At 73.4% G+C, this 15,566-nt stretch carries 14 protein-coding genes and 1 tRNA gene; 11 read left to right on the plus strand and 4 right to left on the minus strand.

Going from position 1 to position 15,566, the window contains the following annotated elements; genetic code table 11:
- The first annotated feature begins 7 nt into the window (after nucleotides 1–7).
- Entirely contained in the window at nucleotides 8–1,594 is a 1,587-nt protein-coding gene (locus tag ACI3EY_RS03190; RefSeq protein WP_405039392.1) for an alpha/beta hydrolase, read from the plus strand.
- Nucleotides 1,595–1,789: 195 nt separating this feature from the next.
- Here the strand turns inward: ACI3EY_RS03190 and ACI3EY_RS03195 are convergent.
- From ACI3EY_RS03195 to ACI3EY_RS03205, 3 genes are all read right to left on the minus strand, one after another.
- Nucleotides 1,790–1,863, minus strand: a tRNA-Thr gene (locus ACI3EY_RS03195).
- Between the two features lie 279 nt (nucleotides 1,864–2,142).
- On the minus strand, nucleotides 2,143–3,675 hold the full coding sequence (locus tag ACI3EY_RS03200) for a DUF3352 domain-containing protein (RefSeq protein WP_405039393.1): 1,533 nt from the start codon (nucleotides 3,673–3,675) through the stop codon (nucleotides 2,143–2,145).
- A gap of 172 nt (nucleotides 3,676–3,847) precedes the next feature.
- Nucleotides 3,848–4,366 (minus strand): inorganic diphosphatase, encoded by a 519-nt coding sequence (locus ACI3EY_RS03205; RefSeq protein ID WP_405035682.1) that lies wholly within the window; start codon nucleotides 4,364–4,366, stop codon nucleotides 3,848–3,850.
- Between the two features lie 91 nt (nucleotides 4,367–4,457).
- Here ACI3EY_RS03205 and ACI3EY_RS03210 point away from each other — a divergent pair, with 91 nt between their 5' ends.
- The 9 genes from ACI3EY_RS03210 (at nucleotide 4,458) to ACI3EY_RS03250 (ending at nucleotide 13,875) form a co-directional block, all read left to right on the plus strand.
- Nucleotides 4,458–6,017: a D-alanyl-D-alanine carboxypeptidase/D-alanyl-D-alanine-endopeptidase gene (locus ACI3EY_RS03210; RefSeq protein WP_405039394.1), complete on the plus strand. Its 1,560-nt coding sequence runs from the start codon at nucleotides 4,458–4,460 to the stop codon at nucleotides 6,015–6,017.
- A 43-nt stretch (nucleotides 6,018–6,060) separates the two neighbouring features.
- Nucleotides 6,061–7,191: a zinc-dependent metalloprotease gene (locus tag ACI3EY_RS03215; protein WP_405039395.1), complete on the plus strand. Its 1,131-nt coding sequence runs from the start codon at nucleotides 6,061–6,063 to the stop codon at nucleotides 7,189–7,191.
- A 3-nt stretch (nucleotides 7,192–7,194) separates the two neighbouring features.
- Nucleotides 7,195–8,289: a tRNA lysidine(34) synthetase gene (locus ACI3EY_RS03220; protein WP_405039396.1), complete on the plus strand. Its 1,095-nt coding sequence runs from the start codon at nucleotides 7,195–7,197 to the stop codon at nucleotides 8,287–8,289.
- Nucleotides 8,290–8,358: 69 nt separating this feature from the next.
- The gene (gene hpt / locus ACI3EY_RS03225; protein WP_405035686.1) at nucleotides 8,359–8,910 is read left to right on the plus strand and encodes a hypoxanthine phosphoribosyltransferase; all 552 of its coding nucleotides are present in this window, start codon (nucleotides 8,359–8,361) and stop codon (nucleotides 8,908–8,910) included.
- A gap of 111 nt (nucleotides 8,911–9,021) precedes the next feature.
- Nucleotides 9,022–11,067 (plus strand): ATP-dependent zinc metalloprotease FtsH, encoded by a 2,046-nt coding sequence (ftsH, locus tag ACI3EY_RS03230; protein ID WP_405039397.1) that lies wholly within the window; start codon nucleotides 9,022–9,024, stop codon nucleotides 11,065–11,067.
- Complete coding sequence (gene folE / locus ACI3EY_RS03235) at nucleotides 11,045–11,638, plus strand: GTP cyclohydrolase I FolE (RefSeq protein ID WP_405039398.1); 594 nt, start codon at nucleotides 11,045–11,047, stop codon at nucleotides 11,636–11,638. The genes ftsH and folE overlap by 23 nt, the downstream gene beginning before the upstream one ends.
- Nucleotides 11,635–12,483: a dihydropteroate synthase gene (gene folP, locus ACI3EY_RS03240; protein WP_405039399.1), complete on the plus strand. Its 849-nt coding sequence runs from the start codon at nucleotides 11,635–11,637 to the stop codon at nucleotides 12,481–12,483. Before folE ends, folP begins: the two co-directional genes overlap by 4 nt.
- The gene (gene folB, locus ACI3EY_RS03245; protein WP_405039400.1) at nucleotides 12,473–13,378 is read left to right on the plus strand and encodes a dihydroneopterin aldolase; all 906 of its coding nucleotides are present in this window, start codon (nucleotides 12,473–12,475) and stop codon (nucleotides 13,376–13,378) included. The genes folP and folB overlap by 11 nt, the downstream gene beginning before the upstream one ends.
- A complete protein-coding gene (locus tag ACI3EY_RS03250) occupies nucleotides 13,375–13,875 on the plus strand; it encodes a DUF3180 family protein (protein WP_405039401.1) in 501 nt (166 codons plus the stop codon). Before folB ends, ACI3EY_RS03250 begins: the two co-directional genes overlap by 4 nt.
- Here ACI3EY_RS03250 and ACI3EY_RS03255 read toward each other — a convergent pair.
- Nucleotides 13,866–14,861 (minus strand): hypothetical protein, encoded by a 996-nt coding sequence (locus ACI3EY_RS03255; RefSeq protein ID WP_405039402.1) that lies wholly within the window; start codon nucleotides 14,859–14,861, stop codon nucleotides 13,866–13,868. The two genes, ACI3EY_RS03250 and ACI3EY_RS03255, sit on opposite strands and share 10 nt — an antisense overlap.
- A gap of 43 nt (nucleotides 14,862–14,904) precedes the next feature.
- Between ACI3EY_RS03255 and ACI3EY_RS03260 the strand changes: the two genes are divergently transcribed.
- A complete protein-coding gene (locus ACI3EY_RS03260; protein ID WP_405035693.1) occupies nucleotides 14,905–15,561 on the plus strand; it encodes a class I SAM-dependent methyltransferase in 657 nt (218 codons plus the stop codon).
- Nucleotides 15,562–15,566: the final 5 nt, after the last annotated feature.

The raw sequence follows: 15,566 nt of genomic DNA on the forward strand, positions 1-15,566 counted from the left end.
AACGAACGTGCGCACACTGCATACCTCCCAGGGACGGCTGCTCGCCGGAGCCCTGGCACTGACCCTGCTCGCCGGGTGCACCCCCGACGACGGATCGACGGGCGGCTCGGGCACCACCGAGGACACCGCCGAGGGTGGCGGCTCGGGCGACGAGGGCGTCGCGACCTCGACCTCGACCCCGGTGACCGAGGGCGCGCCGGAAGGGCTGGAGGAGTTCTACGGCCAGCAGCTGCAGTGGTCGGAGTGCGAGGGCAGCTTCGAGTGCGCCTCGCTGACGGTGCCGCTCGACTATGCCGAGCCCGAGGGCCAGAGCATCGACCTGGCGCTGCTGCGGGCTCCGGCCGAGGGGGAGACGCAGGGGTCGCTGCTGGTCAACCCGGGTGGGCCCGGTGGGTCCGGCGTGGACTACGCGCAGATGTCGGCCATGGTGCTGTCGGGGGAGGTCCGCGCGGCCTACGACGTGGTCGGCTTCGACCCCCGCGGGGTGGCCCGGTCGGCGCCGATCACCTGCTTCACCGACGAGGAGATGGACGACCTGCTCTCCTTCGACCCGACCCCGGACGACGCGTCCGAGGAGAGCGCGTCGGCGGAGCTGATGGAGAGCTTCGCGCAGGCGTGCGGGGAGAACGCGCCGGAGCTGGTGGGGCACGTGTCCACGGTGGAGGTGGCCCGCGACCTGGACGTGCTGCGAGCCGCGCTGGGCGACGAGACCCTGACCTACCTGGGCGCGTCCTACGGGACCTTCATCGGCAGCACCTACGCCACGCTCTTCCCGGAGCGGGTGGGGCGGCTGGTGCTCGACGGGGCCATCGACCCCGGCCTGAGCGGGCTCGAGATGGGCCTGGGCCAGGCGGCCGGTTTCGAGCGGGCCACCCGCGCCTACGTGGAGGACTGCGTCGCGTCCGGCGAGTGTCCGCTGGGCTCCGACGTGGACTCCGCGATGGAGCGGATCCCGGCCTTCCTGGACGAGCTGGACGCCAACCCGATCCCGGTCGAGGGGGACGCCGCCGGCGAGCTCACCGAGGGGTGGGGCCTCTACGGCATCATCGTCGCGATGTACGACGAGGGTGCCTGGCCGATCCTGTCCCAGGCCTTCGAGAGTGCCTTCGCGGGCGACGGGACGATGCTCATGTACCTCGCCAACGCCTACGCCTCTCGGAGCAGCGACGGGAGCTACGAGGGCAACGGCATGCAGGCCATCTACGCGGTGAACTGCCTGGACCGGCCGGCCGAGGGCGCCGAGGACCTGGACGACGAGGCCGTGCTGCAGCAGTTCGAGGAGGCCGCCCCGACCTGGGGCCGCTACCTGGCCGGTGACGGAGCCTGCGAGTACTGGCCGGCCGAGGCCGGGGAGACCGTCGAGGACTACTCGGCAGCCGGCGCCGACCCGATCCTGGTGGTCGGCACCACCGGGGACCCGGCGACGCCCTACCAGTGGGCGGAGGGGCTCGCCGAGACCCTGGACTCGGGCGTGCTGCTGAGCTACCAGGGCGAGGGGCACACCGCCTACGGACGGTCCAACGACTGCATCGACGACGCGGTCGACGCCTACCTGCTGGAGGGGACGGTCCCCGAGGACGGGACCACCTGCTAGCACCGGGCGTCTCGAAGTGCCCAACCGAGCGTCCCGTTGTGCCGTACCGGGCGTCTCGAAGTGCCCACCCGAGCGTCGTCCCGTTGTGCCGGACCGGGCGTCTGGTTGTGCCGGACCGGGCGTCTGGTTGCGCCGGACCGGGCGTCTGGTTGTGCACGAGAAAGCCCCGGACCGCGTGGTCCGGGGCTGTGTCGGAGCCGCCTACCGGAATCGAACCGGTGACCTATTCATTACGAGTGAATCGCTCTGGCCGACTGAGCTAAGGCGGCGCGCTGCCCGTGGCAACCCGTCGAGGATACCCGACGCGCCCAGGCCGCCCAAACCGTCGACATACCCCGACTTACGCCGCGTCGGGCACGGCGAGACGCTCGGTTCGGCACGACGAGACGCCCGGTCCGGCACGGCGAGACGCTCGGTCCGGCACGACGAGACGCTCGGTTCGGCACGGCGAGACGCTCGGTCCGGTATGACGACGGCCCCCGGGGTATGCCGGGGGCCGTCGTCGTGCACAGGTCCACCGCCGTCGTGGCGGGGCTACCTGCGTGGGGTCACTCCTCGTCGGCGACCACGCGCATCGTGAACCGGCCGTCACCGCTGTCCTCGACGACGCTGGAGATGCCGATCGCGCCGAGCTTCTCCAGGGAGGTGCGGGCGTTCTCGTCGGTCACCTGCGGCAGGTAGTACTGCTCGAAGGGGGCCACGTCGACGTAGAGCACCATCTGCGCCTCGTCGGCGTCGGCCACGGTCGAGGTGAACAGGGAGCTGTCGCCCAGCGTGTCACCGCCGCCCTCGGCCAGCGCGTCCACGTAGGCCTGGTCGCTGCCGAGGGTGAGCGTGCCCTCGTCGTCCCTGCTGACGAGCACGCCGGCGCCCATGCCGTTGCTGTTCAGCAGCTCCTGCACGCGGGCCGTGTCGGTGGTGGCCCGGTAGGCCACCGGCAGGGCCGGCACGCTGGGGTCGGTCCCGGAGATGTTCATCGCCGCGTCGACGATGCCCGGTCCGGCGGACAGCACCATCGAGTCGCCGAGCACGGCCTTGAGGTCGTCCGGCAGGACGAACCCGGCGGCCTCGGCCTCGTCGGCGGCCTGCTGCAGCTCCTCGCCGTAGGTCTCGGAGTAGTGGTCCCAGGCGGCCTGCACCATCTCGGCGCCGTTCTCCACGGACAGGGCCACGGCCGTGTCGGCCGGGAGCTCGGTGATCAACGGCGTGCCGTCGGTCGCCGGCACCGCGACGCCCTCGACGCCCCGGCTGATGCCGTGCATCTCGATGGCGTCCGGGGTGAGGCGCAGCGTCGCCGCCATCCGGCCGGTGACCTCGGGCTGCTCGCCCTCCAGGCCCAGCTCCTCCTCGGCCATCGCCAGGCTCGGGTTGAGCGAGGACGCGCTGATGTCGTCCGCCTGGGCCAGGTCGGCCCACATCGCGACAATTCCGGCGTCACCCAGGTCCGACATGTCGGAGGTGTAGGAGTCGTTGTCGGCCAGGGTGCCGCTCTCGGCCGCGGACCGGACCGCGTCCAGGGTCTCCGCCTGGCTGAAGACGACGTAGTCACCCTCCAGGTAGTAGCCGACCTCGTCGGCGCTGGAGGCCATCTGCTCGTCCAGGAAGGCCAGCGCGGCGTCGCCGTCCTTGACCTGCAGGGCCACCGCGACGGCAGGCTCCTCGCCCTCGCCGGAGGGCAGCATCGCCATCCCGGCGCGGTCGCCCAGCCACGGCTCGATGTCCTCGGCGAAGGTCACGTTGGAGGGCACGTCGCCCTCGGCCTCGATCTGCTCCCAGACCCACTCGCGCCAGTCCCCCTCGGACAGTCGCTCCTCCACCTCGGGGTCCAGGCCCTGGAAGAAGCGGACGGCGGCGATCTTCGTGCCGACCGACGGGTCCATGTCGATCTGCACGTAGGCGGCGGCGTTCTCCGGGAGCACGCTGTCCGGCCGGTCACCCCCGTTGCTGCCCAGCATCACGGCGCCGGCGATGCCGCCACCGACCAGCACCACTGCCCCCACACCCCCGGCGATCAGCAGCCCCCGGCTGCGCTTGCCACCCTCGGTGACGTCGCCCTCGGACGTCTCGGTCACGGTCGTCATCAGTCGTTCCCCTCGATTCTGTCGCGGAATCCCGCGAGAAAAGCACCCACCGCGTCGCGGTGGCCCAACGGCCCCAGCCTAGCGCGGGTGGGCGTGGGTCCGTCCCACGTACGGCTGCGACGGTGGGCGAGGGTGATCGGTTCCGGTGATCCACCGGACGACAGGGGTCCGGTCAGTGCTTGGGCATCGGCCAGCGGGCGGTCGACATCCCCTGGTCCTTGGCGCGCTGCACCGAGTCGCGGTAGCACTGCTCGGCCTCCTCGCGGCCGGCCCAGTGGGCGCCCTCGACGGACTTACCGGGCTCCAGGTCCTTGTACACCTCGAAGAAGTGCTGGATCTCGAGCCGGGTGTGGGTGCCGATGTCCTCGAGCTCCTGGATGGCGATCTTGCGGGGATCCTCGGCGGGCACGCAGATGATCTTGTCGTCGCCACCGGCCTCGTCCCGCATGTGGAACATGCCGATCGGGCGGGCCGCCACCAGGCACCCCGGCCAGGTCGGCTCATCCAGCAGCACCAGCGCGTCCAGCGGGTCGCCGTCCTCACCGAGGGTCTCCTCGATGTAGCCGTAGTCCGCGGGGTACCGGGTCGCGGTGAACAGCATCCGGTCCAGGCGGATCCGTCCGGTCGCGTGGTCGACCTCGTACTTGTTGCGGCTGCCCTGCGGAATCTCGATGGTCACGTCGAACTGCATCTGCGGGATCCTTCTGGCTCGGGGACGTCTTAGGCTGGTGATCAGTGTCCCTCATCCGGAGGGTCCGTGACGACGGAGGTCGACGAGACCGGTGACCCGCTCCCGCCGCCCCCTGACCCGGTATGCCCTGGCCCCGCTCCTCGTGTCCCTCTCCCTCGTCGCGGCCGGGGCGCCCTCGGTGGCGCAGGTGCCGCTGGTGCCGGTCGCGTCGGCGACCAGCACCGCCGGCCCGGACGACGACGCCGTCACCAGCGAGGCGCCCGGGGACGCGGCGGCCGAGACCACCGCCACCGACGTCCGCCCCCGCATCGCCACCCCCGTCGTCCCGCTCGGGGCGGTCGCCCAAGGACCCGTGCCGGAGCGGGCCGCGCTCACCACCCGGATCGCCGACGAGCTGGGCAGCCGGTGGCTCGGGGACGAGGACCGGCGGGCGATCACCGTCCGGGATGCGCTCACCGGCCAGAGCCTCGCCGACCGGGGCGCGACCCGGCTGGTCACGCCGGCCTCGACGACGAAGCTGCTCTCCGCCGCAGCGATCGTCACCGCCCTGGACGGGGAGACCACCTTCACCACGCGGGTGGTGGCGGGTGCGGAGCCGGGAGAGGTCGTGGTGGTCGCCGGTGGCGACATGCTGCTCGCCGACGGTCAGGGGAACCCGGAGGCGGTGGCGGGCAGGGCAGGGATCGCCGACCTCGCCGCGCAGACCGCGGAGGCGCTCGCCGAGGGCTCCGGGCCGGGTGCTGACGACGCGGCGGCGACGAGCCCCGCCCCGGGGGCTGCGAACACCCCGGAGGAGCCGATCAGCGTCAGTCTCGACCTGAGCCACGTGGCCGGCCCGGACGTGCTCGAGACCTGGACCCCGAGCTGGGTCTCGGAGGGGTATACCGGTCGGATAGTCCAGCTCGGCCGCTCCGGTGACCGGGCGCTGCCCTTCGACCCCTCGCCCGACGAGCCCGAGCAGCAGGTCGCGAGGGTCTTCCGGGAGGCCCTCGCCGAGGAGGGCGTGGAGGTGGTCGACGCCGACGACCCGCGGGCCGAGGCCGCGGAGGTGCAGGCGCCCGAGGATGCGGTCCAGCTGGCCACCGTCGAGTCGGCGGCCGCCCGCGACGTGCTGGCGCTCGCCCTGGCCACCAGCGACAACGCCATGGTGGAGCAGCTGGCCCGCCAGGCAGCCGTCGCCGACGGTGAGGAGCCCGACCAGGAGTCGGTGATGGCGTGGATCGTGTCCACCATGGAGGAGGACTACGGCCTCGACATGACCGGCGCCGAGATCGCCGACGCGAGCGGACTGTCCGACGGCACCCGGCTCTCGGTGGGGATGATCGCCGACACCATGGTGGCCGGGGCCGACGGGTCCCACCCGGCGCTGCAGGAGGTGCTCGCGGCCGGGGGGCTCCCCATCGCCGGCTACACCGGCACCCTGGCGAGCCGCTTCCACCTCGAGGTGCACGAACCGGCCATCGGCAACGCCCGGGCCAAGACCGGGTCGCTGCCCGGTGTCACCTCGCTGGCCGGGACCGTCGTCACCGAGGACGGCCGGCTGCTCGTGTACGCGATCACCGCCGACGCCATCGAGGACGGCGGCGCCACCCTGGAGGCTCGGTCGGTGCTCGACGAGATCGTCGCCGAGCTCGCCCGGTGCGGCTGCTGAGCCCGCGGTCGCCGTGACCGGCGGGAACGCATACCGTCGAGGGATGAGCGACCACCCGGCCCCCCCTGTGCCCGAACCCGTCGACGTCCAGGGCAGTGCCCTCGTCGACTGGGAGTTCGCGGCCGCCGCCGCAGCCCGCCTGGCCCCTCCCGGGCCGAAGGCCGACCGGGCGGAGATCGCGGCCCTGGTCACCGACCTGCGTTCGGCCGCCTCCCGGGCGGTCGGGCCGGTGGCCGAGACCGCCCGGATGCAGGCGCCCGCGGACGCGCCTCCCGCGCTGGTGGTGGACCGGGCCGGCTGGATCCGCGCCAACTGCGCCTCCATGGGGGAGATGCTCGCGCCGGTGCTGGACGACGTGATCGCGCGCAAGCGGGAGGCGGACCGGCAGCGGGCCGAACGTGCCGGGCGGGAGCTGCCGGACCTGGGCGCCGCCTCGCAGGCGATCTCCGGCAAGGTCACCGGCACCGAGGTCGCGGGGCTGCTGTCCTGGGTCTCCACCAAGGTGCTCGGGCAGTACGACCTCGCCCCGCAGGGCAACCCGACGCTGATGTTCGTGGCACCGAACATCCTCGGCGCCGAGCGGGAGCTGGGCGTCGACCCGGCCGACTTCCGCCTCTGGGTGGCCGTGCACGAGGAGACCCACCGGGTGCAGTTCACGGCGGTGCCGTGGCTGCGCCAGCACCTCATCGACCAGGCCCGCTCGGTCGGCACCACGATGATGCCGGAGCCGGACCAGATGGGTCAGCGGCTCGTCGAGATCGCCCGCGCGATGCCGGCCGTGCTGCGCGGCGAGGAGGACATCACCCAGGTGGTGGCCACCCCCGAGCAGCGCGAGCGGCTGGCCCGGGTCACCGCGGTGATGTCCCTGCTCGAGGGGCACGCGGACGTGGTGATGGACGAGGTCGGTCCCAGCGTGATCCCCTCCGTCGAGCACATCCGGCGCCAGTTCACCCAGCGGCGCAAGGGGGCGGGCAACGTGGACAAGCTGTTGCGCCGGCTGCTCGGGATGGAGGCCAAGATGCGGCAGTACAAGGACGGGGCGGTCTTCGTCCGGGCGGTCGTCGACCAGGTCGGTGTCGACGGGTTCAACCAGGTGTGGACCTCCCCGGAGACCCTGCCGCACCCCACCGAGATCGCCGACCCGCCCGCCTGGGTGGCGCGGGTGCACGGCTGACCCGTGGCCGGACCGTCCGCCGCCGTGGCGGCGGCCCGGGTGGCCGTGCGCCGGTGGCTGGAGGAGGCCGGCCCGGCGCCCGGTGACCTGGCCCTGGTCGGCTGCTCGGGTGGTGCCGACTCCCTCGCGCTCGTCGCTGCGACCGCCTTCGTGGCCCCCCGGCTCGGGCTGCGTGCGGGGGCGGTGGTGGTCGACCACGGCCTGCAGCCGGGCTCGGACCGGGTCGCGCGGCGCGCGGCGGAGCAGTGTCGCGGTCTGCTCGACAGCGACAACGGTGGGGGGCCGGTGGAGGTGGTGCCGGTCACGGTGGCGGACGACGGGACGGGACCGGAGTCCGCTGCCCGGCAGGTGAGGTATGCCGCTCTCCGCGCGACCGCGCAGCGGCTCGGGGCGCGCGCCGTGCTGCTGGGGCATACCCGGGACGACCAGGCGGAGACGGTGCTGCTGGGGCTGGCCCGCGGCGCAGGCACCCGGTCGGCGGCAGGGATGGCACCGACGCGCGTCCTGACCGGCACGACGGGACGTCCGGATCGGCACTCCGAGACGCTCGGTGCGGGGGAGAGGGGGGAGGGGGAAGGGCCCGGTGCGTGGGGGCGCGAGGTGGTGCTGCTGGGCCGGCCCTTCCTCGGTCTGCCGCGGGCGGGGACCCGGCAGGTCTGCGTCGACCTGGGCCTGCGCCCCTGGGACGACCCGCACAACGAGGACCCCCGGTTCGCCCGGGTCCGGGCCCGGCAGGCGCTGGCCGGGCTGGAGGACGTGCTCGGTCCGGGGCTGGTCGGCAACCTGGCCCGGACCGCCGACCTGCTGCGGGAGGACGCCGACGCGCTGGACGCGGTGGCCGGGCAGGCATACCTCGAGCTGGGGGAGCCGCCCTGGGAGGTGGGCGCGGTCGGTGCGCTCGCTCGGGCGGTGCGGACCCGCCTGTGGCGACGGCTCGCGCTGGCCGCCGGCAGCCCGGGGACGGACCTGACCGGGGAGCACCTGCACGCGGTCGACGACCTGGTGGCACGCTGGCACGGTCAGGGGCCGCTGCACCTGCCGGGCGGGGTCCGCGCGGGACGGGACGGAGACCGGGTATGGCTGCGTGGGCAGACATAGTTCAATGGTCCCGACGACGAGCACCAGCCCGACGGGCACCGACGAGCACCGAGCACGAGGAGCGAAGGCGTGGAAGCCGAGCACATGGGCCAGGACCTGGCCGAGGTCATGTTCACCGAGCAGCAGATCCAGGACCGGCTGGCCGGGCTCGCCGAGGAGGTGTGGGCGGACTACCACGACAAGGACGTCCTGCTGATCGGGGTGCTCAAGGGTGCCGTGATGGTGATGGCCGATTTCATGCGCGCGCTGCCGGGCTCGGCGGAGATGGACTGGATGGCGGTCTCCAGCTACGGCTCGGGCACCAAGAGCAGCGGGGTGGTGCGGATCCTCAAGGACCTGGACACCGACATCACCGACCGGCACGTGCTCATCGTCGAGGACATCATCGACTCCGGCCTGACGCTGTCCTGGATCAGCGCCAACCTGCGCTCCCGCGGACCGGCGAGCCTGGAGATCTGCACCCTGCTCCGCAAGCCGACCGCCGCCAAGGTCGAGATCGACGTCCGCTACGTCGGGTTCGACATCCCGGACGAGTTCGTCGTCGGCTACGGCCTGGACTACGCGGAGAAGTACCGCAACCTGCGGGTCATCGGCACCCTGGCACCGCACGTCTACAGCTGATGGATGATGGAACACTGACCACCTGCCGCACGTTGACGGCATCAGACCAACTGCCGGACCGACTGGACCAGGAGGACCGGAGGACACCGTGATCCTCCGAACGTCACTGACATGAGCACCGCCAACCCGCGGAAGACGCAACGTCCCAGGCCCAGCCGGTGGATGTGGATCTTCCTCTTCCTCGGCCTCGGAGTCCTGTGGTACTCCCTGCTGTCCCAGAGCCCCTACAGCCGGATCGACACCTCCGACGCCCTCGACCTGATCCAGAACGACCAGGTCGCCGAGGCGGTCGTCACCCCGGAGCGGATCGACCTCACCCTGCGTGACGGCGAGACGTTCAGCAACGACGACGTCGGCGAGACCGACCAGGTGCAGGCGTTCTACGTCCCGGCCCGTGGTGACCAGATCATCACCGCGCTGGACGAGAACCCGCCCTCGGAGCGGCTCACCGACGACCCGGACACCCAGAACCTCTTCGTCTCGGTGCTGGTGAACTTCCTGCCGCTGCTGCTCATCCTGGGGCTGTTCCTGTGGCTGATGACCCGGATGCAGGGCGGTGGCCGCGGGGTCATGCAGTTCGGCAAGTCCAAGGCCAAGCTGGCCACGAAGGACATGCCGAAGGTGACCTTCGACGACGTCGCCGGCTCCGACGAGGCCGTCGAGGAGCTGCACGAGATCAAGGAGTTCCTCGCCGAGCCGCGCAAGTTCCTCGAGGTCGGCGCCAAGATCCCCAAGGGCGTCCTGCTCTACGGCCCGCCCGGCACGGGCAAGACGCTGCTGGCCCGCGCCGTCGCCGGCGAGGCCGGGGTGCCCTTCTACTCGATCTCCGGCTCGGACTTCGTGGAGATGTTCGTCGGTGTCGGTGCCTCCCGGGTGCGCGACCTCTTCGAGCAGGCCAAGGAGAACGCGCCGGCCATCATCTTCGTCGACGAGATCGACGCCGTCGGCCGGCACCGCGGTGCCGGGCACGGCGGTGGCCACGACGAGCGTGAGCAGACGCTGAACCAGCTGCTCGTCGAGATGGACGGCTTCGACGTCAAGACGAACGTCATCCTCATCGCCGCGACCAACCGCCCCGACATCCTCGACCCGGCCCTGCTGCGCCCGGGCCGCTTCGACCGGCAGATCGCCGTCGAGGCGCCGGACATGCTCGGCCGGATGCACATCCTGCAGGTGCACGGCAAGGGCAAGCCGCTGGCGCCGGACGTCGACCTGATGACCGTGGCCCGGCGCACCCCCGGCTTCTCCGGCGCTGACCTGGCGAACGTCCTCAACGAGGCCGCGCTGCTCGCCGCCCGGCGCAACGAGACCGTGGTCGGCGACGCCGACCTGGACGAGGCGATCGACCGGGTGATGGCCGGGCCGCAGAAGCGGACCCGGGTGATGAGCGCCAAGGAGCGCAAGATCACCGCCTACCACGAGGGTGGTCACGCGCTGGTCGCCGCGGCGATGAACCACACGGACCCGGTCAGCAAGATCACGATCCTGCCGCGCGGCCGGGCGCTGGGCTACACCATGGTGCTGCCCGCCGACGACAAGTACTCCACCACCCGCAACGAGCTGCTGGACCAGCTCGCCTACGCCCTCGGCGGCCGGGTCGCCGAGGAGCTGGTCTTCCACGACCCGACCACCGGTGCGGCCAACGACATCGAGAAGGCCACCGGCCTGGCCCGCAAGATGGTGACCCAGTTCGGGATGTCCGAGCGGGTCGGCGCGGTCCAGCTGGGCTCCGGCAGCTCCGAGGTCTTCCTCGGCCGGGACATGGGTCACGGCCGCGACTACTCCGAGAACATCGCCGGGATCGTCGACCAGGAGGTCCGCCGCCTGATCGAGGCCGCCCACGACGAGGCCTGGCACGCGATCAACGACAACCGCGACATCCTCGACGCGATGGTGCTGGAGCTCCTGGAGAAGGAGACGCTGAACGCGGACGCCATCGCCGAGATCTTCACGGACATCCGCCGCCGCCCGGTCCGGCCCGTCTGGCTCTCCTCTGACGGCCGCACCATCCACGAGTCGGGCCCGGTCCTGACCGAGGCGGAGAAGCGGGCCATGTCCAACGGTCACCACCCGCTCACCGAGGTCGACGGCGAGCACCCGCCGGCCGAGGTCGTCCAGGTGCCGGAGGGCGGCCGTGTCGAGCCCGGGCGGGACTGAGCCGGACGGGGTGGACCGACCGCGGATCGAGGCCGCGGTGCGGGAGATCCTGCTCGCGGTCGGGGAGGACCCCGACCGGGACGGGCTGCTGGAAACCCCGTCCCGGGTGGCGCGCTCCTACGCGGAGATCTTCGCCGGGCTGCGGCAGGACCCCAGCGAGGTGCTGGGCACCACCTTCGACGCCGACCACGACGAGATGATCATGGTCAAGGACATCGCGCTCTACAGCGTGTGCGAGCACCACCTGGTGCCCTTCCACGGCACCGCCCACCTGGCCTACATCCCGGGACGGGACGGGCGGGTCGTCGGTCTGTCCAAGCTGGCCCGGCTGGTCGACGTCTACGCCCGGCGCCCGCAGGTCCAGGAACGGCTCACCATGCAGATCGCCGACGCGCTGGAGGGCCACCTGGCCCCGCGAGGGGTCCTGGTCGTGGTCGAGGCGGAGCACCTGTGCATGTCGATGCGCGGCATCCGCCGACCCGGCGCCCGCACGATCACCTCCGCGGTCCGCGGCCAGCTGCGGAACCCGGCCACCCGTGCCGAGGCGATGAGCCTGGTCACCGGTCGGTGAGACGCGACATGGGGCATACCTCGATCATGGGCGTCCTCAACGTCACCCCCGACTCGTTCAGCGACGGGGGTCGCTGGACCGACCCGGAGGCTGCGGTGGCGCACGCCCGGACCCTCCTCGCCCAGGGCGCCGACCTGGTCGACGTGGGCGGCGAGTCCACCCGCCCGGGGAGCACCCGGCCGAGCGAGCAGGAGGAGCTGGAGCGGGTGCTGCCCGTCGTCTCCGCGCTGGCCGCCGAGGGGTGCGCCGTCTCGATCGACACCATGCGCGCCCCCGTCGCCGAGGCGGCGCTGCAGGCGGGTGCGGTCCTGGTCAACGACGTCTCCGGCGGTCTGGGTGACCCGGCGATGGGGGAGCTGGTCGCGGCGACCGGTGCCCGCTACGTGGTGATGCACTGGCGCGGGCTGCTCAGCGACCCCGCCGCCCGGCACCACTACGACGACGTCGTCCAGGAGGTATGCCGGGAGCTGGGTGACCGGGTGGAGGCGCTGCTCGGTCAGGGCGTCAGGCAGGAGCAGCTGGTGCTGGACCCCGGTTTCGGCTTCTCCAAGGACGCCGCGCACAACTGGCAGCTGCTCGCCGGGCTGGACCGGGTCGTGGCCCTGGGCCTACCGGTGCTCGTCGGCACCTCGCGCAAACGGTTCCTCGGCCGGCTGGCCCCCCAGGCCCACCAGGCCCCCGAGGGAGAGCCGAGCCCGCCCGCCGACCGGGACGCGGCGACCGCCGCGACCAGCCTCCTCGCGGCGCAGGCCGGCGCCTGGGCGGTGCGGGTGCACGAGGTCCCCCCGACCAGGGACGCCCTTGCCGTGTGGCGGATGACCCAGGAGGCCGACGATGCGCGGTGACCTGATCCGGCTCACGGGGGTCCGGGCCCGGGGCCACCACGGCGTGCTGGGGCACGAGCGTCGGGACGGCCAGGAGTTCGTCGTCGACGTGGTGCTGGGGCTCGACCTGGCACCCGCCGCGGCCACCGACGACCTCGCCGCCACCGTGAGCTACGCCGAGGTCGCCGCCGACGTGGTGGCCGTCGTCGAGGGGCCGCCGCGCGACCTCATCGAGACGGTGGCCGGCGAGATCGCGGACCAGGCGCTGGCCCGGCCCCGGGTGGAGTGGGTCGAGGTCACCGTGCACAAGCCGCAGGCACCGGTGGGGGTGCCCTTCGCCGACGTGGCGGTGGTGCTGCACCGGCGCCGGGACGTGCCGGTGGTGATCGCCCTCGGTGCCAACCTGGACGGTCCGGACGGCGCCCCGCCCGCGGGGACCCTGCGCAGCGCCGTGGGCCGGCTGCGCCGGGTGCGCGGGGTGCACGCGGTGCGTCCCTCCCGCTGCTTCGTCACCGCCCCGGTCGGCGGGGACGCGGTGGCCGGGCAGCCGGACTACGTCAACGCCGTGGTGCTGGCCCGCACCAGCCTGGCACCGGCCGCGCTGCTGGCGGCGCTGCACCGGATGGAGGCGGATCTCGGCCGCACCCGGCAGGTGCGGTGGGGGGCCAGGACCCTGGACCTGGACCTGGTCCAGTACGGGCGGCCCGGTGAGGCGGACGAGGTCGTCAGCGGCGACCCGGACCTGACCCTGCCGCACCCGCGGGCCCACGAACGGGCGTTCGTGCTGGTGCCCTGGGCCGACGTAGACCCCGAGGCCTCGCTACGGCGCGGTACCGCGGTCGTCCCGGTCCGCGAGCTGCTGGGCACCGAGCTGCTCCACGGTCAGGACGTGCACCCGCTGGAGGGGGAGCCGTGAGCGCCGTCGAGGGGGTGCGGGCGGGCACCGGCGTGCTGGTGGCGGCGCTGTCCGGGATGGTGAGCGCGGTGCTGCTGCAGACCACCCGTAGCCTCGGCGGGGCATACCCGGTGATCTCGTGGATCGGGCTGGTGCCGCTGCTGGCGGTCGCGGCGCTGGTGCTGGCGATGTGCTGGCAGATCCGGCGCTACCTGGTGGGCGCCACCCGGGAGCCGCCCTCGCCGCAGCGGGGTCGCGGCACCTTGGTCGGGGCGCAGGCCGCCGCGCTGGGGGGCGCCGCGCTGGTCGGCTGGTATGCCGCGAACGGCCTGGTCCACCTGCCCAACGTCGACGTGCCCGGGGAGCGGGGGCAGCTGGTCCGGGGCCTGGTGCACGCCGTGCTGGCGCTGGGGCTGTCCGTCTCCGGCTTCGTCGGACAGTCCTGGTGCCGGATCCCCGGCGACCACGACGGCGACGACGACGACCCCCGTCCGGACGGGGACCTCGCCTACGGCTGAGGCCCGGGATCCAGCGCCTGGGTGAGCCAGGTGTCCAGCCGTGGCGTGGCGACGCCGAGCCGGTCCGGGTCCGCCTCGGCCAGCAGCCGCCGCCAGGAGAGCGCCCGGTGCAGCGCCCCGAGACGGTCCGCCGCCCGGAGCAGCGCGGGCCGGTCACCGGGGGCCACCCCCGGCCAGTGCTCCAGGTAGGCGTCCGTCAGCCGGCGGACGACCGGGGAGTCCGGCAGCGGGTCCACCAGCCGCGCCCCGGCCGCACCCCGCAGCGGTGCGTGCAGCAGCGGCCAGGGGTGGGACCAGAAGGCGTCGCCGAGGTCGAAGAACGCCCGCGGGGCGCCCGGGGTGCGTGGCGCGCAGGCGTTGCCGGGATGGACGTCGTTGAGCTGCACCGTGGGGGCCACCCCGCTGTCGGTGAGCAGGCCCAGGTCCTGGTCCAGGTCGGCCCGTCGGGCGAGGTGGGCCCGGGCCCGGTCGGCGTCCAGGTGCTGGGGGTCGGCCGCGTCCCGTCCGGCCAGGTCGTCGACCAGGCCGAGGAGCGCGTCCCCCGCCTGCTCCGGGGTGAGCGAGGGCAGCATCGACAGCTCGGCCCGGTAGCCCTCGCAGCGACGCTGCAGCTCGGCAGCGTCGTGCAGCAGGGGTTCCCAGGCGTGCTGGCGGCCGCGTGGGTGGTCGGCGGTGGGACCGCCGTCGGGCAGCAGCCACCACCCGTGCTGCGGGTCGACGGCCCAGGGGGCCAGCACGTGGGCGGGGGCCAGCGCGGCCATCGCGCCCAGCAGCGCTCCCTCGAAGGCCTGACCCGGGTTGGCCACCTTGAACCAGGCCCGCTCCGACCCCAGCGGCACCACGAGGACCGCGGACCAGAACCGGACCTTGTGCGGCTGCAGTGCGCCGGTGCGCCGCAGCCCCCGGGCCCCCAGCGCCCCGTCCACCCATCCGGTGGCGCGGGCGTGGAACGCGGGGGAGCCCCACTCGGTCACCATGTCGCGCACCCGAGCACGCTACCGCCGCACCCGCCCGGCGTACGGTGGGTCGGTGAGCGACCGCGACCCGCACGTGCCCATCGAGCCGACCGCCGGGCCGCACCCGACCACCCTGTGGCCGGGGCTCGCCGACCCGGACCACTCCCGGTGGTACGTGGACCGTTTCCGGGCCATGGCGGACCAGGGCGAGGACATCCTGGGCGAGTCCCGCCTCGTCGACGCGCTGGCGCCGCGGGCGGCCCGGTTGCTGGACGCGGGCTGCGGGCCCGGTCGGCACGGAGGGCACCTGTCCCGGCTCGGGCACCAGGTGGTGGGTGTCGACATCGACCCCGAGCTGGTGGCCGCGGCACGCGAGGACCATCCCGGCGCGACCTGGTTGGTGGGCGACCTGACCGGGCTCGACCTCGCCGCGCAGGGCCATCCGGAGCCCTTCGACGGGGCCCTGCTGGCCGGCAACGTGATGGACTTCGTGGCCGCCGAGCACCGGGCGGCCGCGCTGCGCTCGGTCACCGCGCACCTGCACCCCGGGGGCTTCCTGGTGGTCGGCTGCCGGGTGACCCGCGGCTTCACCCCCGAGGAGCTGGACACCGCTGCCGGCGGCACCGACCTGGCGCTGGAGCAGCGCTTCGCGACCTGGGACCTGCGCCCCTGGCACGCCGGCGCCGACTTCTGCGTCAGCGTGCTCCGCAGGGCCGTGCCCGGCTCCTGAGACGG

Source organism: Serinicoccus shuyuelongi (assembly GCF_045032955.1).
GTDB lineage: Bacteria > Actinomycetota > Actinomycetes > Actinomycetales > Dermatophilaceae > Ornithinicoccus.

Excerpts from the sequence above, each read along its gene's own strand:
- ACI3EY_RS03200 (WP_405039393.1), bottom strand. The coding sequence starts at position 3,675 with ATGACGACCGTGACCGAGACGTCCGAGGGCGACGTCACCGAGGGTGGC.
- ACI3EY_RS03205 (WP_405035682.1), bottom strand. The coding sequence starts at position 4,366 with ATGCAGTTCGACGTGACCATCGAGATTCCGCAGGGCAGCCGCAACAAG.
- ACI3EY_RS03215 (WP_405039395.1), top strand. The coding sequence starts at position 6,061 with ATGAGCGACCACCCGGCCCCCCCTGTGCCCGAACCCGTCGACGTCCAG.
- ftsH (WP_405039397.1), top strand. The coding sequence starts at position 9,022 with ATGAGCACCGCCAACCCGCGGAAGACGCAACGTCCCAGGCCCAGCCGG.
- folB (WP_405039400.1), top strand. The coding sequence starts at position 12,473 with ATGCGCGGTGACCTGATCCGGCTCACGGGGGTCCGGGCCCGGGGCCAC.